Below are 17778 nucleotides of genomic sequence, written 5' to 3'. Positions count from 1 at the left end.
TCCCCCGATCCCGTGGACGCCGTGTGGGTCCACGTCTACCCAGACATACTCGATACGTGAGGTTACTTATGACCTGCATCGTCCCTGCCGAACGGCAGATTATCCCGCCTCTCGGCCGAATCCACGATTCCCGTCGAAACGGCCGTCGAAGGCGGTAACCAATCGGTAAGCTCCCCTTACCGGGGGCTCCTCGATGGGGACCGCCGAAAAAAGACGAATCGGTGTCGTGTGGTCGTCGTCGCCTGCTCAGTCGTCTGCGGGTGCGGCCGAGTCGCCGGAGCTGACGCCGGTGCCCGGGCCGATGTCGATGCCGAGGTCGTCGAGCTTGTCGTCCGGGACGACGCCGTCGACCCAGCCACGGTGCTCGTAGTACTCGGCCTTCATCTCCTCGAGCTCACAGTACTCGCCCTCGCTGGCTCCCTGGCCGCGGACGCCGTCCTCGAGGAAGCGCTCCGGCAGCGAGTCGTCGTCGCCGTCGAAGCCGACGAGGTTGTTGTAGTAGCGTTCGAGGTTGTAGATGCGCTCGCCGGCTTCGAGGAGGTCGTCCTCGCTCCACTCGAGGCCGGTGATGCCGTTCCACTGCAGGACGTACTCCTCGATGCCTTCCGCGAAGGCGTTGAACTTGCAGATGTCGAAGGAGTCCGAGATGCAGTGCAGGTCCTGGAAGGTCGCGGTGAGCTGGCCCTTGCCCTCCCACTCGTAGGGGTCGACCTTCTCGGGGACGCCCAGAATCTCGGCCGAGGGCGTGTAGCCACGCAGGTGGCAGGCCCCACGGTTCGAGGTGGCGTAGCCGATACCCATGCCCTTCATGCAGCGCGGGTCGTAGGCCGGGATGGTCTCGCCCTTGACCGCCAGCGAGTTGTCGTGGGCGTCCATCTCCTCGGCGACGTGGTTCGCGCCGCCGGCGAGCAGGTCCGCGAGGTCGCCGTCGCGGTTCGCGATGTCGGTGATGAGGTCGATCATCGCTTCCTTGTCGCCCCACTCGACGCCCTCACCGAGGTCGTCGAGCTTGCCCTCTTCGGTCATCTCCATCGCCATCGCGATCATGTTCCCGGTCTCGATGGTGTCGATGCCGTGCTGGTTGCAGAGGTCGATCATCACGGCGATGGAGTCGCGGTCGTCGTTCATCGAGTTCGGGCCGAGCGCGAACGCCGACTCGTACTCGTAGGACTCGCCGCGGACGTTCATGTCCTGACCCTTGTGCGTGTAGGTGACCTCGACCTCCTTCTTACAGGCGACCGGGCAGGAGTGACACGTCGGTTCGTCCACGAGGATGTTCTCGCGGACGTTCTCGCCGGAGACCTTCTCGGAGTCGATGTTGGGCTCGCTCGGGTCCGCCTCGGCCTCGGAACTCGTCGAGGTGTACCGGCCGTTGCGGGTCGGCAGCCCGTCCATCTCCTCGGTGATGTTCATCAGGACGTTCGTCCCGTACAGCGAGAGGCCGCCCTCGTTCGGGGCGGTCACGTCGGACTCCTGGATGGCCTGCATGGCCTGCTGGTGGCCCTTCTTGAAGGTCTCGGGGTCCTTCGGCTTGGGCATCTTCGTGCCCGACTTGATGACGATGGCCTTGAGCTTCTTGTTGCCCATCACGCAGCCGGTGCCGCCGCGGCCCGAGGCACGGTCGTCCTCGTTGACGATACAGGCGTAGCGGACCTCGTTCTCGCCACCGGCCCCGATGGCCATCATGGACATGTTCTTGCCGTAGCTGCCCTCGTGGCGCTCTTCGAGTGTGTCACGCGTCTCGTGGACGGACTTACCCCAGAGGTCGCTGGCGTCGTGGAGTTCGAGTTCGCCGTCCTCGATGACGGCGTACACCGGGTCGTCGGCCTGGCCCTCGAACAGGAGGCCGTCGAAGCCGGCCCACTTGAGGCGGGCGCCGGACCAGCCGCCGTGGTGGCTGTCCGTGACCGTGTTCGTCAGTGGTGATTTCGTACAGACCGCGATTCGCCCGCTCATCACCGTCTGTGTGCCCGTGAGTGGGCCGTTCATGAACGCGAGAAGGTTGTCCGGCCCGAGCGGGTCCACGTCTGCCCCCTGCTCGAACACGTACTTCACACCGAGGCCGCGGGCCCCGATGTACTTCTTGGCGTCTTCGTCGTCGATACCCTCGTAGTTCACATCTCCCGAGGACAGGTCGACCCGTGCGACGTGGTCCTGGAAGCCACCGATGTCTGTCATTGTAATCCCTAATCATTAGGTACGGACGGGACTCTGTTAGTCGTTGGCAAAGCGGGTGTAACTGGTTTCGGTTACCTCTCCGCAGGCAGGCGGTCCGCAAGCGCATCGGCGTACCGGTCCACGAAGCGGGTCACGGTCGGTCGGAAGTTCCGCGGGCGCATGGTTCCGAGGTCGCCAGAGGGACGGAGTCGGCTCTCCCAGCGAAGCACGGCAGCGAACTCGTTACTGTCGACCGTCAGTTCGACCGTCCCGGTGAGGCTACCGTAGTCCCCGTCGCCGTCGACGTCGAACGTGATGCGCGGGTATGCCTGCTCGCTGACGGTCGCGGTCGCGTCGACGAGCGTCAGCGCCCGTTCGATGGCTGTCGGGTCGGCGATGGCGTCCCAGACCTCGTCCGGGGAGACCCGGACGAACCGGCGGCTCGCCACCACGGTGACGGACTCCCCCCGCGACCCTGCAGCCGTCGGCACGACTCGAGATACGTGACAGACAGACATACCGTCTCTCTTTCTTCCGCGACGGCGAGTTTTTAGTCTCGGGGCCGCGAGTACCGGCATGAATCGCCGTTCGCCGGCAGTCAGCCGCCCCTGGATTCCGGTTCTGGCGTGGGCGGGTGTCGTCCTGGTCGCGTCGGTGGTCGACCCGCCGGGGAGTGGTGGGGGGACAGGCGGCCTCCTCGCGTTCGACAAGGTGCTGCACGCGCTGGGATACGCGACGCTGGCCGTCCTCGCGGCACGGGCGGTTCGTCCCCGTGTCCTTCGTTCTGGCCTCCTCGTCGTCGCCGGTGTCGCCCTGTTCGGCTTCGGTGTCGAGGTCGTCCAGTGGCCACTCCCGTTCCGGACGTTCAGTCTCGCCGATGCCGCGGTCAATGGGCTGGGAGCGATGGTCGGTGTCGCGGTGTGGGCTAGCTACAGCCGGGTCAAAAAGGGGGCGTCTCGCTGAGTCACCACGGGAGGTAGCGGGCGTACACCACGGTCGGGACGCGCTCGCCGCCGACCATGCCGGTTCGATGCTCCCGGAGGCAGAACCCGCGTGCCTCGTAGAACGCACAGCCGATGTCGTTCGCTTCGGGCGTCGTGAGCACCAGCGCGGTCCGGTCGGCGGGCAGAGCCCCGCCGATGGCGTCGAGCAGTCTGGTCCCGATACCCCGCCCCCAGTGGTCGGGGTGGACGTACAGCTCGACGAGTTCGGCCTCGTCGTCCCCGACGAACGAGGCGGTATCGGTCCAGTCGGCGTAGGCGTAGCCGACCACGTCCGCCCCATCGCTTGCCACGACGAAGCCGGGGTGGTCCCGCACCACCTCGTACCGGGCGCGGATGTAGGGCTCGCTGGCGGCCGCACCGCCGGTCGCGAGCACGCGGGGCGAGAACACGTCCGCGAAGGCGCTCGTCCACGCCGCGCGGTTCACGTCCTCGGCGGCCCAGACGTCGTCGACCGACTCAACGCCCCTGACATCGGGTGTCATCGGGAGTCTGGAGGGGATAGGGGGAGATAGGCCTTCTCTGCTCGGCCGACACGAAAACCCGAATCGATTTTACGTCAGAGCGTACACTCCACCCTGTGAAGATGCGCGACCCGTCCGGGGCCGACGAGCCTGAGTTCCAGGCGGTCGTCGACGCCCTCGACGACCAGGACTGTCACGACATCATCGAGTCGCTCACCGAGGCGATGACTGCGAGCGAGATCTCCGAGTCGTGTGACATCCCCCTGTCGACGACCTACCGGAAGCTCGACCTCCTCACGGAGGCGTCGCTCCTCAAGGAGGAGACGCAGCTCCGTTCGGACGGTCGCCACACCTCGATGTACCGGGTCGACTTCGAGAACGTTGCTATCATGCTCACGGACGAACACACACTCGACTTGCGAATCGAACGGCCGCCCGAAAAACCGGAAGAACGCCTCGCCTCGATGTGGAAGGAGGTGCGCAAGGAGACATGAGTCACATCACCCCACTCGTCGTCGCGTTCAAGACGCTCACGCTCGTGATGGGCGGGCTCATCACCTACCTCGCCGCGAAAGCGTACCGCCGGACCGGCTCCCCCGCGCTCCGGGCGCTCGCGCTCGGGTTCGGTATCGTCACGACCGGTGCGGCCATCGCTGGCGCACTGGACCAGCTGTTCGCCGGTGACCAGTCAACCGCGCTGGCCATCGAGAGTGCGCTCACCACCATCGGCTTCAGCGTCATCCTCTACTCGCTGTACGCCGACTAGTCGGTCCGGAACTCGAAGCGACACCCGCCGTTTTCGCCGTCGGTCACGGAGACCGTCCAGCCGTGGGCGGTCGCGATCTCGGAGACGATACCGAGCCCGAACCCGGTCCCGCCCGTGGCGGTCGTGTAGCCCATCTCCAGCACCGCTTCTTTCTGCTCGTCGGGGATACCGGGGCCGTCGTCCTCGACGTAGAAGCCGTCCGGCGTCTTCCCGACGATGACCGTTGCGGCGTCGCCCGCGTGTTCGATCGTATTGCGAAAGAGGTTCTCGAACAGTTCTTCCAGCCGGTCGGCGTCCGCCTCCAGCGTCACGTCGTCGCCCACCGAGAGGGTCGCGTCGGCCGTCTCGACGTGTGACCAGGCCTCTCTGGACGCGTCGCCGAGCGAGACCGGTTCGGTCTCGCCGACGATGTCGCCCTCGCGGGCGAGCGTGAGGAGTTCGTGTATCATCTGGTCCATCCGGTCGAGTTCGACCAGCACGTCGGGCAGGAGGGACGGGTCCTCGCCGTCGTATGCGGTCTCGGTGTAACCCCTGGCGACGCTGAGGGGGTTGCGAAGGTCGTGGCTCACCACCGAGGCGAACGCGTCCAGGCGCTCGTTCTGGCGGGTGAGCCGGCGCTCGCGTGCCTTCATCTCGGCGATGTCGGTGTAGATGAAGTAGCCGGTCGGCTCGTCGTCCTCGGTCGAGATGGGGACGCTCCGGAGGAGGAACGGGCGTTCCCCGTCCTCGGTGAGGCGGACGACCTCCTGGTCGAGTCGCTTCCCACCGTCGACGGCCGCATACAGCGTCTCCGCCCCGTCCGACTCCGGGACGATGAGGTCCGCGACGGACTGCCCGACGGCCGTGTCGGGGTCGTAGCCGAACAGGCGGACGAACGCGGAGTTCACCCGGTCGATGTACGGTTCGCCGTCCACGAAGGTGTACTGGAGCGCCGCGTCGGGCACGTTCTGGAACAGCGCGGCGAACCGGTCGCGTTCGCGGGTTACCACGTCCTCGTAGCGAACCCGTTCCAGTGCGTGTTCGACGCTCGCCACGAGGAGCTCCGCCAGCTCGCGGTCGGCCGCGGAGAACGCCCCGACGGTCGTCGAGATGGCCTGGAAGACGCCGTCGTCGCCAAGCGGGACCGAGAGGACCGCCCGGTAGTCCTCGGCGGTCGGTTTCGCGTCCGCGTCGGCCCGCAGGTCGTCGACCAGCTGTGTCGTCCCCGTCTCGATGGTCCGGCCGGCGATGCCCTCCCCGGTCGCGTGGAAGCTGGCGGGGTGGAGTCGGCGGGCCACGGTCGCGACCGGGCGGAGTTCGCCGTCCTCCGCCCGGCAGATGGAACAGGCGTCGAGGTCGAGGACGGTCTGGGCCACCGAGATGGCGTGTTCGTATATCTCGCTCTCGGCGTCGAGCGCGTCGAAGACGGTCGTCCGTTCGAGGAGCACGTCGAGACGCTGTTCGGTCGAGGTCACCGGGTCTTCGCCGCCGGTCGCACCGCCGAGGACGGCCTTGACGCGAGCGACGACGACTGCGTCCGGCGCGTCCGCTCGAACGACGTCGGTCGCGCCGGCCTCGATGGCCAGACTGGCGTCGCCCGACTCGGGGACGACTGCAACGACCGGCAGCGTCGCCGTCCGTGCCCGGATCTCGTCGACGGCGGTCGCGTCCACCACCGCGCCGTCGACGGCGTCGAGGTCGGCCGTCGTCGGGTCGGCGGTGCGGACGACGTCGAACGTCGCCGCGAGCGCGTCGTCGACCCGGCCGCTGCTGGTCAGAACCTTCGTCGAATCTGCCACTACGCTCTCAGATGATTCCGCGAGTGCTTGAGGATTACGGCGAGTCAGCGACCGCGTGAACTCAGACGACGGGGTAGAACGGTGCGAGGTCGCCGGACCACGACGGCTCGCCGTCGCTGATGACGAGGTAGTCGGGGTCCCGGAGGATGGCCGTGAGGTCCATCGCGGAGACGGTGAACGGGCGTCGCCCGCTCAACAGCCGCTGGGAGACGCCCTCCACGTCGGGGTGCCACACGAGGCCGGCGATGGCACCGCCGGGTTCGCCCACGACCTCGAAGGTCGCGTCACCGTTGGCGGTGACGGTAAGCGGAATCGAACTCACGTTGTCGTCTTCGGGCAGCGCGTTGGTGCCGTCGCCGACGACGCGGAACGTCTCGCCGTCGCCGAATTCGTGGGCGATTCGAGTGGCGAGGTCGACGCCGTACCCCTTCGAGAGCAACTCGACGAGGGTCGTCGGAACCGCCGTCCTCTCGTCCGTCCGGACCACGCCAGCGACGCTTCCGCGTTCGACGAGGTCGGCCGCGAGTCCCGCGTCGGTCGGCCCGTCGAGGACGACGGTTCGTGCCTTCGAGACGAAGAGGTCCCCGACGGCGAGGGTGCCATCGGCACAGTGGAACCCGTCGCTGGCGTCGCCGAGGAAGTGGACGAGGTCGGTCCGGGTTTCGAGGGCGTCCCTGAGCGCGACCCGGGTCGGCCCGACGATTCGGGAAACGGTCGCGGCCGTCTCGTCGACGGTCGCCTCGTAACGGTCGGCGACGGCCTGGACTGCGGCGGCACGGTCGGCCGAGCCGACCACGAGTATCGACGTGTCGCTGTCGCCCGCGGCGAGGTGTTCGAGGCGATGCTGGTACGCCCGGGGGCGGGCCTCGAAGGCGTCCGGGTGGCTCCCCTCCCCGAGCCAGCCGACGATTCCCCGGCGGCGCTCTCGGGTCAGGTCGAGCGTGTCGGCCGCCGACGGGAGGTACACCCGCCCGAGGTAGGACATCGCGAACGGGAGCACCGGAACGTGTTCGGCCGCCGGCTCCGCGAACAGCACGTAGTTGCGGGACGGCAACCGGTCGTCGAGGGCGGCGACCTGCGGGTCGAGGGCGTGCGCCAGCCGCTCGGCGACCGACGCGTCGTAGGTCGCGGTGAGGTCGGTGTCGATGGCCGCCAGCAGGTCGAGCTCGACGAGGTCGCCCTGCGAATCCGGCCCCGCGGCCCGGATGATACAGTCGAGGTAGAACACCCGCTCGAAGAGGTCGGCGGCCTCGAACTGGAAGTCGGGCAGCGCCGAGAACTCGTGGGCGATATCGACCGCGGGTGCCCGCAGCAGGGGGCGCTCTCGCCCGGGGTCGACGCGGACCGTCGCCCCGAGGTAGTGCACCAGCGGGGTCGCCGGGAACAGCGGTGCCAGCGCGTCCGGGACGACGAGTTCGATGCCGGTCTCCGGCGTCGCCTCGCGGACCGCGTCGGGCACGTGGGTCTCGTCGCCGAGTTCGACCAGGGGTGGGTGTTCGCGCCAGCCCGGCAGCGTCCGGTCCGGTGTCATCCGTATGTGGGCGCTCGAGAGATGCGTGAGCGCCGTCGCCACCCCGGTCGGTGTCGGCGGCACCGTCACCGTGTGCTCCGGATAGTCGACCATGGTCCAGAAGCCGAGCGTGACCGCGGTCGGATGCTCGAACGTGAGTTCTGCCGTCCCGCCGGCCCGGCGACGCAGGGTCGCCGCGCCGTCGAACCGGATGTAGGCGGTCAACTCGCCGGAGAGCTTCACGGTGTACTCGCCGTCGGCGAGCTGTTGGACGGTCTTGTACTCCGGGAGCTTCTCGTAGCCATCCCCGTCGAGCGACACCTCGACGAGCACGTCGGGAACGGCGAGTTCGAGGACGCGCCCGGTCACCGTCGTGTCGAGTTCGATGGGGATCGACGGTCCGTCGGCTGGCTGGTCCCATCCGACGACGCCGAGCTCTATCGACCGGTTCGCCCGGTCGACGGCGTGGAGCGTCGCGTTCTCGACGGAAACGTCGACCATGGCCTCGGCTACGACGAAGGTGCGCTAAACTGTTGTGGGCGACCACCCACCGTGGCGGCTAGATTCTCATCCGCTTGGAACCGTCGAGGCCGGTTTTTTCGTGGCGTGTCTAGCACCGTCTGTATGTCGACGAAACGAGCATCACAGTCCGAGGAACCGCTCCCGACCGTCTTCATCGCGCTCGCCCTCACAGGTGTCGTCGCCGCCGGGTTCGTCCTTCTCGGTGGGACGCCCGAGGCCGGCTACGCCCCGCCAATCACGACGAACGTCGGGACGCTCTCGCTCGGGCTGCTTGCACCCCTGATCCTGCCGTTCGGGCTGCTGGTCGACGAACTTCGCGACCGGCGCTGACAGCTGCCACGGGCGACGAGCCGACCCGAAGCCGATTTACGCGCCGACCCGCTGGTTTCTGGCAATGAGCAAGCCCACGCCCGAGGTCTACGAGAAGGGCAAGGGGATGGACGCGCACAACAAGGTGATGCGCGACATCCGCGCCAAGAAGGACAAGACGTACGACCCGCACGAGCCGACGCGGGTCTGGCTGGACGAGGACAACACGCCCAGTGGCGTCTACCAGTCGCTGACCATCATCCTCAACACGGGCGGCTGTCGCTGGGCCCGCGCCGGTGGCTGCACGATGTGTGGCTACGTCGCGGAATCGGTCGAGGGCGGCTCCGTCTCCCACGAGGCGCTGATGGACCAGATACAGGTCTGTCTCGACCACGAGGAAGCGGAGGCCGACGAGAAGTCCGGCCTCATCAAGATATACACCTCCGGGTCGTTCCTCGACGAGCGCGAGGTCCCGGCCGAGACCCGCCAGGCCATCGCGGAGACCTTCGGCGACCGCGAGCGCATCGTCGTCGAGTCGCTCCCGGATTTCGTGACCGAGGCGAAACTCGACGAGTTCGTCGAACAGGGTCTCGACACCGACGTGGCCGTCGGCCTCGAGACCGCCACCGACCGCGTCCGTCACGACTGCGTGAACAAGTACTTCGACTTCGCGGACTTCGAGGACGCCTGCGCCGAGGCCGTCGCCGCTGACGCCGGCGTGAAGGCCTATCTCCTGATGAAGCCGCCGTTCCTCTCGGAGCCGGAAGCCCTCGAAGACATGCAATCCTCGGTCCGGCGCTGTGCCGCCGTCGAGGGCTGTCACACCGTCTCGATGAACCCGTGTAACGTCCAGCGCTACACCATGGTCGACGACCTGTTCTTCCGCGGTGGCTACCGGCCGCCGTGGCTCTGGTCGGTCGCCGAGGTCCTCGAATCGACCGCCGACGAGGACGTCATCGTCGTCTCGGACCCGGTCGGCCACGGCTCCGAGCGCGGCCCGCACAACTGCGGCGAGTGCGACGACCGGGTACAGAAAGCGATCAAGGACTTCGACCTCCGACAGGACCCGAGCGTCTTCGAGCAGGTCTCCTGCGAGTGCGAGGCGACGTGGGAGCACGTGCTCGAGAACGAGACGACGTTCAACATGCCGCTGGTCGAATAGGCGAGGACGGCCGGCCGAGACGGGTCAGTCGTCGGCCGGTTGCACGGTCTCATCGGAGACCGCGAGCGGGACCGTCATGGTGACGACGGTCCCGCGCGGGTCGTTGTCATCGAACGACAGCCAGCCGCCACACTGCGTGACCACCCAGTTGACCAGCCAGAGGCCGAGCCCGCTGGCATGTCTGAGCTGCGTTATCTCCTGTTCTTCCGCGATGAGTGCGCGCTCTTCCTCCGGGATGCCGGGGCCGTTGTCGGCGACGGAGAGTCGCAGGAACTGGTCAGACCCCTCGTCCTGGAGCGCCGTGACGTAGACGTGCGGGTCGTCGGTGTCGTTGTGCTGGAGCGCGTTCTCGATGACGTGGAAGATGGCGGTCCGGAGCAGGTCGTCGGCGCGGACCGCGGCGTCCTCGGGGAGGTCGGTGGTGATGGTCGCCCCCGGGTACTCCTGGTTGAGCCGCGAGATGGCGGTCTGGACGCTCTCGTCGAGGTCGACCGGGCCGGTGGCGGCGTGGTCACGGTCCAGCGTGCGCTCGACCGCCCGGGTCTTCTCGGCGAGGCTGACGAGCTCGTCCGCCCGGCTGAGGATGGTCTCGGCGTAGCCGACGGCGGTCGTCCCCTCGACCACGTCCGCGAGCATCTCGGCCGAGCCACGGATGATGTTCATCCCGTTGCGCAGGTCGTGTCGCAAGACGCGATTCAGTATCTCGACGCGCTTCTGGCGCTCCTTGCGCTCGGTGATGTCGGTGTAGACGCCGAACGTGCGGGGGTTCTTCGCGTCGAACTCGACCGGGACGACGGTCATCAGGAAGTCACGAAGACCGTCCGTCGTCCGACGTTTCACCTCCTGTTCGACCAGTTCACCGGACTGCGAGCGCTCGTTGATGTAGTCCGACTCGGCGTGGCGGTCCGGCGGCACGATGAGGTCGTCGAGATACTCGCCCGCGATCTCTGCTTGCTCGTACCCGAAGACGCGTTCGAACGCCGTGTTCACCTCCTGGATGACGGGCTCGTCGTCCTCGTGGTGGGCGTAGACGACCGGGTCGGGGACGTTCTCGAACAGGGCCGCGAACAGGTCGCGCTCGTTCAGCAGTTGCGCCTCGAACCGTAGCTGTTCGATGGCGTCGGCGACGTGGCTCGCCAGAAGCTCGGCGAGTTCGAGGTCGGACTCGTCGAACCCGGCGACCTCGTCCGAGACGGCCTGGAAGACGCCCTTGTCGTCGATGGGGACCGACAGCAGCGACCGGTAGGTCCGGTGCTCGGGCGTGGCCTCGTTCTCGCCCTGGATATCGTCGATGAGGAACGACCGGCCGGTGCGGTGGGTCTTGCCCGCGATGCCGTCGGAGATGTGCGAGCGCTCCTTGTAGCCCTGTGGCTCTATCTCGGAGGAGATGCCGGCCGAGACGAGGTACTCGCCCTCGACGCGGTCGACGCCACAGATGTCGAAATCGAGGATGCCCTCGGCCGCCTCGACCGTCAGGGTCCATATCTCGGCCTCCGTCTCGCAGTCGTCGAGGTCCGAGGCGACGCCGTGGAGGTTCTCTATCTTGCGTTTCTGCTCGACGAGTTCGTCCGCCATGCGCTTTCGTTCGGTGATGTCCCGGACCACGACGGCGGTGCCGTCGAAGCTCGACTCGTCGGGCAAGAGGGCGAGGGTGGCCTCGCAGGGGACGCGGTCCCCGTCCGCGGTCTGCACTTCGACCTCGAAGGTGGTCGAATCGCGGTCGTCGTCGTCGATGAGGTCGAGGAGTTCGGTCCGCCCCCGTTCGAGGTACTCGGCGTCGAGTATCTCCGAGGCGGGCATGTCGAGTAACGACTCGCGGTCGTAGCCGGTCAGCTCGGTCATCGCGTCGTTGACCGTCCGGAAGTGGGCGTCCTCGTCGAGCGCGAAGACGGCGTCGCCGGCGGCCTCGACGATGGCTTGCTGGCGGCGGAGTTCCTCGCCCTGGGCGCTCCGGTCGAGGGCCGCCGTCGTGGTCGACGCGAGGATGCCGGCCAGGTGGGCCTCGGTCTGGTCGAACCCGCCGGGGTCCTCGTCGGCGAACGCGAGCACGCCGTGGTCGCCGAGCGGGACGACCAGCGTACTCTCCAGGCCCGAGTCCGCGGGCAGGAGCGTCCGGGACGTGGCTCCCTCGTCGATCATGGCCGCCTCGCCCGACTGGAACACCTGCCACGTCAGACTCTGCTCACCGGTGAGTTCGTCGGTCTGTTCCAGCATGGTTGCGGCCTCGTCGGTCGCCGCGGTAGGGACGAGCGAGTCGGCCTCCTCGTCGTACAGCATGACGGCGGTGCACGTCTGGTCGAGGACGCTCTGTGCGGCCTCGACCGCGAACTCGGCGACGCGGTCGCGCTCTTCGACCCGGATGAGTTCGCGGGACATCGCCTGCAGGTCTTCGACCGTCTCCCGGCGGTCGACGCGGTCGGTCACGTTCTGGACGAACGAGAGCGACCCGACCAGGTTCCCGTCCTCGTCGGTCAGGGAGGTGTGGTACCACTCGCAGGTGAGGTAGTCGCCGCCCTTGGTCAGGTTTCCGTTCACGTTGACGTCGACGGTCACCTGCGAGAGGTTCCGCTCGCACACCTCCCGCACGGCGGGTTGTTCCGCCGGCGGGACGACCAGGTCGACGAGGTCCTCGCCGACGGCCTCGGTGCAACTGTAGCCGAACAGGTCGACCGCGCCGTCGTTCCAGGCGGCGATGTCCCCGTCGAGGTCGCACTCGACGATGGCGAGTGGGGCCTGCTGGTAGACGAGTTCGAGCCGGTCGTGGCCGACCACCGACGCCTCGGCGTCGAGTGCCGCATCGAGTCGCGACTGGAGGGTCTCGACGCCGTCGCTGGCAGGCACGTAGGCGTCCATCCCGGCGGCGAGGGCGCGGCCGGCGACCGATTCGTCGCCGTCGGCCGTGTAGAGGAGGAAGGGGACGTCGGCGGCGTGTTCAGACAGTGACTCGTAGAGGTCGAAGGCGTCGCCGTCGGGGAGCTTGTAGTCGCTGACGACGCAGTCGATTGCGCCATCGCTCGTGACAGCGTCGAGTGCGGTTGCGGTGTCCGCCACGGTCACGACGCGTTCCGGGGGCGTGGGCAGCATCTGGGTCGCCTCGTCCGACGTGAAGCCGACGACGAGGACACGTGTTCCACCATCCGTCATTCTCTGGTTCTGTCGGGGTAGCCCCACACCCCTGTTTCACCTCAACCCTTTCCCTGCACACTCTTATATCTTTGAGCCGTTACGGCTGCTGAGTTCGGATGGGAACCGTCGAAAGTTCGCGAAGAATAGGGGTGCTACGGACGGTTCTGCGCTACTCCGCGACGGCCCTGGCGAACCCCCGAAGGAGGGGGCGACCGTCGATACCGCCGATGTCTTCCAGCGCCGCGCGCTCGGGGTGGGGCATCAGGACGGCGACCGAGTCGTGCTCGCCGAGGATACCGGCGACGTTGTGCTTCGACCCGTTCGGATTGGCGTCCTCGGTCAGTTCGCCGGTCTCGTCGCAGTAGCGGAAGAGGATGCGGTCCTCGGTCTCCAGCTGGGTGAGACGGTCCTCGTCGACCTCGTAGCGGCCCTCACCGTGGGCGATGGGTAACTGGATGACCTCGCCTTCCTCGTACCCCTCGGTCCAGGGGGTGTCCGCGCGCTCGACGCGGAGATAGACGTGTTCGCACTGGAAGCGGGCGCTCGCGTTCGTGGTGAACGCGCCCTCGGTGAGGCCGGACTCGCAGCCCACCTGCGCGCCGTTGCAGACGCCGAGGACGGGCACGCCATCGCTGGCGAGTTCGCGGACCTCGTTCATCACGGGGGAGCGGGCTGCCATCGCGCCGGCACGGAGGTAGTCCCCGTAGGAGAAGCCACCGGGGAGCATGATGCCCGTCGTGTCCTCGGGGAGGCCGTCCTCGTGCCAGACGATCTCGGCGTCGATACCGAGGTCGGTGAGCGCGCCCAGGGCGTCGCGGTCGCAGTTCGAGCCGCCGAAGCGGATGATGGCGACGGTCATCCCTGTTCGGTGACCTCCACGTCGTAGTCGTGGATGGTCGGGTTGGCGAGCAGTCGCTCGGCCATCTCCGAGGCGCGTTCGCGGGCGTCCTCGTCGGTTTCGGCGTCCAGGTCCACCTCGAAGCGGTCGGCCGACCGGAGGTCCTGCAGGTCGAAGCCGAGGCGTTCGAGCGCGCGCTTGGTCGTCTCGGCCTCGGGGTCGAGCACCCCCTGCTTGAGTCGGACGGTCACCGTGGCGGTGTAGCCAGTCATCGGTCGATGGTGCGTGGTCATGCATGATAGGGGTTTTGGAAGTGCCCGGATAGACACGAACGTGGATACCGCTCTGCGGGGGCATGGCGTGTTCGGCACGTGGGTTATGCTCTCTCGGTGCCACTATACGGTATGAAGCGTCGCATACTCTACGCCGGATTCGGGTTCCTCGCGGGTGTTCTGGGCCTGTGGACGGCCTGGGGCCTCTACGTCGACTACACGACGGAGCGAGTCCAGTACGACCGCGTCGCCCACTTCGACGGTATCGAGCTGCGCCGGTACCCGGCGACCATCGCGGTCAGTACGACCGCGAGTTCCGGCGACGAGGCGTTCCGCCGGCTGTTCCGGTACATCTCGGGGAACAACACGCTGGGCGAGAAGGTGTCGATGACCACCCCCGTCGCGATGGAGGGCGAGACCATCCCGATGACCGCGCCCGTCACGTCGAGCCAGGTCCCCGAGGGCGTCACCATGTCGTTCTACCTGCCCGCGGACTACGACTACGAGGACGCCCCGGAGCCGCTGGACGACCTCGTCTCGCTCGAACTCGTCGGCCCGCGCAACCTCGCGGTGCTCTCGTTCTCGGGCTGGGCGAGTTCCGGGACGGTCGACGCGAAGGAGGACGAACTGCTCCGGACCCTGGAGGCCCACGGCATCGAACCGACCGGCGAGCCGTTCTTCATGGGCTACGACGACCCGTGGACGCCGCCGTTCATGCGGGAGAACGAGGTCGCGGTCGCCATCTCCTGAGACCGGCCGTAACCTTCGCACGGATACGAAGTCTTTTGCCCCCAGTCGCCTGAGCCTATCGTGATGTCTCTTTCGAGCAGCATCAGGAGGTGGTGTCGATGACGACTGACTTGACCGAAATTACGGTCATCGGAGGAGACAAGACTGGACTCATCGCACGCGTCACCTCGTTGCTGTTCGAGCGCGGAATCAACATCGAGGACCTCGACCAGGCGGTCCGGGACGATATCTTCCGGATGACCATGCACGTCGATACGACGGACATGGTCTGCAAGCCCGAGACCCTGCGCGACGACCTCCACGACCTGGGCGACGACCTCGGCGTGGACGTGCAGGTCCGGTTCCCGAGCGACCGGGAGACCCAGCAGATCGCCGTCCTCGCCACGCAGGAGAGCCACTGTCTCGAACGCCTGTTCCAGGCGTGGGCCAGCGGCGACCTCGGCGCGGACATCTCGGTCGTCATCGCCAACCACGACGACCTCGAGCCCCTCGCCCAGAAGTACGAGATTCCGTTCCACGACGTCGGCGACGAGAAAGGGACGCCCGACGAGGACGAGATACTGGACCTGCTCGCGGAGTACGACGCGGACCTCATCGTCCTCGCACGCTATATGCGCATCCTCAGCCCGGACGTCGTCTTCCGGTACGAGGACCGCATCATCAACATCCACCCGAGCCTGCTCCCGGCGTTCCCGGGCGCGAAGGCCTACCGGCAGGCGCTGGAGGAGGGCGTCCGCATCGCGGGCGTCACCGCGCACTACGTGACGACGGACCTCGACCAGGGGCCCATCATCACCCAGCGCGCCTTCGACGTGCCCGACGACGCGACCATCGGCGACCTCAAGGAGCGCGGCCAGCCCCTCGAAGCCGAGGCGCTCCTCGAGGCGGTTCGGCTGCACCTCAACGGGGACGTGTCGGTCCACCGCGGCCGCACCCGGCTCCGCGAGGCGCACGAGAACTCCTACCAGCTGGGCCTGTCGACGGCGGCCCGCGACGCGAACCCGGACCGGCCGGTCGACGGTCTCGGTGACATCGTCGCCGGTGACGGCGGCGACTCCGACGACTAGGCGGTCCCGACGAACTTCTCTGTGCTCGGCCTGCCAGTGGCGACACTGCTACCGGCGCACCGGCCCGTGGCAGGATTTCACACGGACGTTCATATCATATTAACTGTCTAAACACCTTCCAGTTCCTCCCCCATACCCGGGGTTACCAGATGACCTGTGCAATCTCGTAACTGTAAACACTTGATTAACGATAACCGATATATGTGGTCGTTTGGACTGAAAAAACGAAAATGCTTGGAGAAGTCCAGCGCGCGGATGAGGTGTGTGCCTGAGCATGGCACACAAGAAAGAGGACGTGAAAGGCGAGCTGTACGGTGATGCGGTCCGGGAGAAGATAGAGGAGTTCGCAGAGCGCGGCTTCGCCTCCATCCCGGAGGACGAACGCGACGAGTGGTTCACGCGCTTCAAGTTCTGGGGCGTGTTCCACCAGCGCTCGGGACAGGAGTCGTACTTCATGATGCGGCTGACGAACTGCGGGGGCATCCTGGAGCCGGGCCAGCTCCGGGCCATCGGCGAGGTCGCCCGCGACTACGCGACCGGCCCCGCAGAGAACCCCGAGTTCGGGAACGGCTGGGTCGACTTCACGACCAGACAGTCCATCCAGTTGCACTGGCTCGAGTTGAAGGACATCCCCGAGGTCTGGGAGAAGCTGGAGGCGGCAGGTGTCTCCTCCCGGTCTGCCGGCGGTGACACGATGCGGAACATCTCGGGCTGTCCCGTCGCCGGGAAGGCCGAGGAGTACGTCGATTCGCGGGGAATCCTCGACGAGATCCAGGAGACCATCCGGAACGACGACGCGCTCAGCAACATGCCCCGGAAGTTCAACATCTCGGTGACGGGCTGCCGCCAGGGCTGTGCGCAGGACTCCATCAACGACGTGGGGCTCGAACCGGCACACAAGTTCATCGACGGGGAGGAGACCCCGGGGTTCAACGTCCGGGTCGGCGGCGGCCTGGGGGGTCGTGAACCCCGACCCGCCCGCCCACTGGACCTGTTCGTTCGGCCGGAACAGGCCGTCGAGACGGTCCGGACGTTCGTCGAACTGTACCACGAGGAGGGGAACCGGCAGAACCGCGCGAAGAACCGGGCGCGGTTCTTCGTCGACGACTGGGGCACCGACGCCATCCGCGAAGAACTGGACGAACGTCTGGATTTCGACCTGGAGCGCGCAGGGACCGACTTCCGCGGCGAGTACACCTACAACGCCGGGAAGCCCACCGAGCGCGGCGCGCACGACCACGTCGGCGTGTACGACCAGCGCGACGGGCGGAACTACGTCGGACTGAACGTCCCGGTCGGTCGGATGACCGCCGAGGAGACCATCGAACTCGCGGACCTGGCCGACGAGTACGGCTCCGGGGAGATTCGACTCACCCGCCGGCAGAACCCGGTCGTCGTGGACGTCCCGGATGCGGCACTCGATGGGCTGCTCGCTGAACCCCTGCTAGAGACGCACAAACCCGAACCGAACCCGTTCGTCCGCGGCGCGATGGCCTGTACGGGCACCGAGTTCTGCTCGCTCGCGCTCACCGAGACGAAGGCCCGCATGGCCATCATGCTCCGGTGGCTCCGGGCCAACGTCGAACTGCCCGACGACGTCGAGCGCATCAAGATACACTTCTCGGGCTGTACCGCCGACTGTGGGCAGGCGATGACCGCCGACATCGGCCTCCAGGGCATGCGGGCCCGCAAGAACGGCGAGATGGTCGAGGCGATGGACGTCGGTGTCGGCGGCGGCATCGGGGAGGAGCCCACCTTCATCGAGTGGGTCCGCCAGCGCGTGCCCGCCGACGAGGTCCCTGGCCTCCTCAAGAACCTCGTGGAGGCGTACGCCGCCCTGCGCCAGGACGGCCAGACCTTCCGCGAGTGGGTCGACGCGACCGGGCAGGAGACCCTCATCGAACTCGCCGAGCCCGAGGAGGTCGAGGGGTACGAGGACCCGTGTCTCACCGACGCGAAGCAGTCGTGGTACCCGTTCGTGGACGACGACACGCCGGCCCCGGAGGTCCCGACGGAACCGGCCGCGGTGACGGAGGAGGGAGAATGACCGGGGCGA

General features: G+C 67.3%; 16 protein-coding genes. 8 read left to right on the top strand and 8 right to left on the bottom strand.

Features of this window, described 5'->3' with window-relative positions:
- Window positions 1-246 precede the first annotated feature (246 nt).
- Both ACSC1S_RS14150 and ACSC1S_RS14145 read right to left on the bottom strand, forming a co-directional pair.
- The gene (locus tag ACSC1S_RS14150; RefSeq protein WP_435364877.1) at window positions 247-2178 is read right to left on the bottom strand and encodes an aldehyde ferredoxin oxidoreductase family protein; all 1932 of its coding nucleotides are present in this window, start codon (window positions 2176-2178) and stop codon (window positions 247-249) included.
- A 71-nt stretch (window positions 2179-2249) separates the two neighbouring features.
- Window positions 2250-2648 (bottom strand): hypothetical protein, encoded by a 399-nt coding sequence (locus ACSC1S_RS14145; RefSeq protein WP_435364876.1) that lies wholly within the window; start codon window positions 2646-2648, stop codon window positions 2250-2252.
- Between the two features lie 85 nt (window positions 2649-2733).
- Here ACSC1S_RS14145 and ACSC1S_RS14140 point away from each other — a divergent pair, with 85 nt between their 5' ends.
- Window positions 2734-3120 carry a VanZ family protein gene (locus tag ACSC1S_RS14140; RefSeq protein ID WP_435364875.1) on the top strand — a complete coding sequence of 129 codons (387 nt, stop codon included), beginning with the start codon at window positions 2734-2736 and terminating at the stop codon, window positions 3118-3120.
- 1 nt (window position 3121) lies between these two features.
- On the opposite strand, the gene ACSC1S_RS14135 is transcribed toward ACSC1S_RS14140, so the two are convergent.
- Entirely contained in the window at window positions 3122-3643 is a 522-nt protein-coding gene (locus ACSC1S_RS14135; RefSeq protein ID WP_435364874.1) for a GNAT family N-acetyltransferase, read from the bottom strand.
- 101 nt (window positions 3644-3744) lie between these two features.
- Between ACSC1S_RS14135 and ACSC1S_RS14130 the strand changes: the two genes are divergently transcribed.
- Together ACSC1S_RS14130 and ACSC1S_RS14125 are read left to right on the top strand one after the other, a co-directional pair.
- On the top strand, window positions 3745-4116 hold the full coding sequence (locus tag ACSC1S_RS14130; RefSeq protein WP_435320266.1) for a helix-turn-helix domain-containing protein: 372 nt from the start codon (window positions 3745-3747) through the stop codon (window positions 4114-4116).
- Window positions 4113-4388 (top strand): DUF7521 family protein, encoded by a 276-nt coding sequence (locus ACSC1S_RS14125; protein WP_435319479.1) that lies wholly within the window; start codon window positions 4113-4115, stop codon window positions 4386-4388. Before ACSC1S_RS14130 ends, ACSC1S_RS14125 begins: the two co-directional genes overlap by 4 nt.
- On the opposite strand, the gene ACSC1S_RS14120 is transcribed toward ACSC1S_RS14125, so the two are convergent.
- Together ACSC1S_RS14120 and ACSC1S_RS14115 are read right to left on the bottom strand one after the other, a co-directional pair.
- Complete coding sequence (locus ACSC1S_RS14120; protein WP_435364873.1) at window positions 4385-6166, bottom strand: sensor histidine kinase; 1782 nt, start codon at window positions 6164-6166, stop codon at window positions 4385-4387. The two genes, ACSC1S_RS14125 and ACSC1S_RS14120, sit on opposite strands and share 4 nt — an antisense overlap.
- Before the next feature lie 61 nt (window positions 6167-6227).
- Window positions 6228-8177 (bottom strand): hypothetical protein, encoded by a 1950-nt coding sequence (locus ACSC1S_RS14115; protein WP_435364872.1) that lies wholly within the window; start codon window positions 8175-8177, stop codon window positions 6228-6230.
- 123 nt (window positions 8178-8300) lie between these two features.
- Here ACSC1S_RS14115 and ACSC1S_RS14110 point away from each other — a divergent pair, with 123 nt between their 5' ends.
- Both ACSC1S_RS14110 and ACSC1S_RS14105 read left to right on the top strand, forming a co-directional pair.
- Window positions 8301-8528: a hypothetical protein gene (locus tag ACSC1S_RS14110; protein WP_435319476.1), complete on the top strand. Its 228-nt coding sequence runs from the start codon at window positions 8301-8303 to the stop codon at window positions 8526-8528.
- A 64-nt stretch (window positions 8529-8592) separates the two neighbouring features.
- The gene (locus tag ACSC1S_RS14105; RefSeq protein ID WP_435319475.1) at window positions 8593-9669 is read left to right on the top strand and encodes an archaeosine biosynthesis radical SAM protein RaSEA; all 1077 of its coding nucleotides are present in this window, start codon (window positions 8593-8595) and stop codon (window positions 9667-9669) included.
- A gap of 24 nt (window positions 9670-9693) precedes the next feature.
- On the opposite strand, the gene ACSC1S_RS14100 is transcribed toward ACSC1S_RS14105, so the two are convergent.
- The 3 genes from ACSC1S_RS14100 to purS all read right to left on the bottom strand — a co-directional run bounded on the left by ACSC1S_RS14100 (window position 9694) and on the right by purS (window position 13905).
- The gene (locus tag ACSC1S_RS14100) at window positions 9694-12813 is read right to left on the bottom strand and encodes a PAS domain S-box protein (protein ID WP_435364871.1); all 3120 of its coding nucleotides are present in this window, start codon (window positions 12811-12813) and stop codon (window positions 9694-9696) included.
- Between the two features lie 151 nt (window positions 12814-12964).
- The gene (gene purQ, locus ACSC1S_RS14095) at window positions 12965-13654 is read right to left on the bottom strand and encodes a phosphoribosylformylglycinamidine synthase I (RefSeq protein ID WP_435364870.1); all 690 of its coding nucleotides are present in this window, start codon (window positions 13652-13654) and stop codon (window positions 12965-12967) included.
- Window positions 13651-13905, bottom strand: coding sequence for a phosphoribosylformylglycinamidine synthase subunit PurS (gene purS / locus ACSC1S_RS14090; RefSeq protein ID WP_435319472.1), 255 nt, complete (start codon window positions 13903-13905; stop codon window positions 13651-13653). The genes purQ and purS overlap by 4 nt, the downstream gene beginning before the upstream one ends.
- 132 nt (window positions 13906-14037) lie before the next feature.
- On the opposite strand from purS, the gene ACSC1S_RS14085 reads away from it, so the two are divergent.
- The 3 genes from ACSC1S_RS14085 (at window position 14038) to ACSC1S_RS14075 (ending at window position 17769) form a co-directional block, all read left to right on the top strand.
- Complete coding sequence (locus tag ACSC1S_RS14085; RefSeq protein WP_435364869.1) at window positions 14038-14655, top strand: SOUL family heme-binding protein; 618 nt, start codon at window positions 14038-14040, stop codon at window positions 14653-14655.
- A gap of 98 nt (window positions 14656-14753) precedes the next feature.
- Window positions 14754-15722, top strand: a complete 969-nt coding sequence (locus ACSC1S_RS14080) for a formyltetrahydrofolate deformylase (protein WP_435319469.1) — start codon at window positions 14754-14756, stop codon at window positions 15720-15722.
- A 274-nt stretch (window positions 15723-15996) separates the two neighbouring features.
- Complete coding sequence (locus tag ACSC1S_RS14075) at window positions 15997-17769, top strand: nitrite/sulfite reductase (protein WP_435364868.1); 1773 nt, start codon at window positions 15997-15999, stop codon at window positions 17767-17769.
- Window positions 17770-17778 lie beyond the last annotated feature (9 nt).

It is taken from the genome of Haloarchaeobius pelagicus (genome assembly GCF_051207375.1).
Lineage (GTDB): Archaea > Halobacteriota > Halobacteria > Halobacteriales > Natrialbaceae > Haloarchaeobius.
This window is presented reverse-complemented; position numbering and strand designations above follow the sequence as displayed.

Coding starts and splice junctions, on each gene's coding strand:
- ACSC1S_RS14150 (WP_435364877.1), bottom strand. CDS start 2,178: ATGACAGACATCGGTGGCTTCCAGGACCACGTCGCACGGGTCGACCTG.
- ACSC1S_RS14140 (WP_435364875.1), top strand. CDS start 2,734: ATGAATCGCCGTTCGCCGGCAGTCAGCCGCCCCTGGATTCCGGTTCTG.
- ACSC1S_RS14135 (WP_435364874.1), bottom strand. CDS start 3,643: ATGACACCCGATGTCAGGGGCGTTGAGTCGGTCGACGACGTCTGGGCC.
- ACSC1S_RS14130 (WP_435320266.1), top strand. CDS start 3,745: ATGCGCGACCCGTCCGGGGCCGACGAGCCTGAGTTCCAGGCGGTCGTC.
- ACSC1S_RS14125 (WP_435319479.1), top strand. CDS start 4,113: ATGAGTCACATCACCCCACTCGTCGTCGCGTTCAAGACGCTCACGCTC.
- ACSC1S_RS14115 (WP_435364872.1), bottom strand. CDS start 8,177: ATGGTCGACGTTTCCGTCGAGAACGCGACGCTCCACGCCGTCGACCGG.
- ACSC1S_RS14110 (WP_435319476.1), top strand. CDS start 8,301: ATGTCGACGAAACGAGCATCACAGTCCGAGGAACCGCTCCCGACCGTC.
- ACSC1S_RS14105 (WP_435319475.1), top strand. CDS start 8,593: ATGAGCAAGCCCACGCCCGAGGTCTACGAGAAGGGCAAGGGGATGGAC.
- ACSC1S_RS14100 (WP_435364871.1), bottom strand. CDS start 12,813: ATGACGGATGGTGGAACACGTGTCCTCGTCGTCGGCTTCACGTCGGAC.
- purQ (WP_435364870.1), bottom strand. CDS start 13,654: ATGACCGTCGCCATCATCCGCTTCGGCGGCTCGAACTGCGACCGCGAC.
- purS (WP_435319472.1), bottom strand. CDS start 13,905: ATGACTGGCTACACCGCCACGGTGACCGTCCGACTCAAGCAGGGGGTG.
- ACSC1S_RS14085 (WP_435364869.1), top strand. CDS start 14,038: ATGAAGCGTCGCATACTCTACGCCGGATTCGGGTTCCTCGCGGGTGTT.
- ACSC1S_RS14080 (WP_435319469.1), top strand. CDS start 14,754: ATGACGACTGACTTGACCGAAATTACGGTCATCGGAGGAGACAAGACT.
- ACSC1S_RS14075 (WP_435364868.1), top strand. CDS start 15,997: ATGGCACACAAGAAAGAGGACGTGAAAGGCGAGCTGTACGGTGATGCG.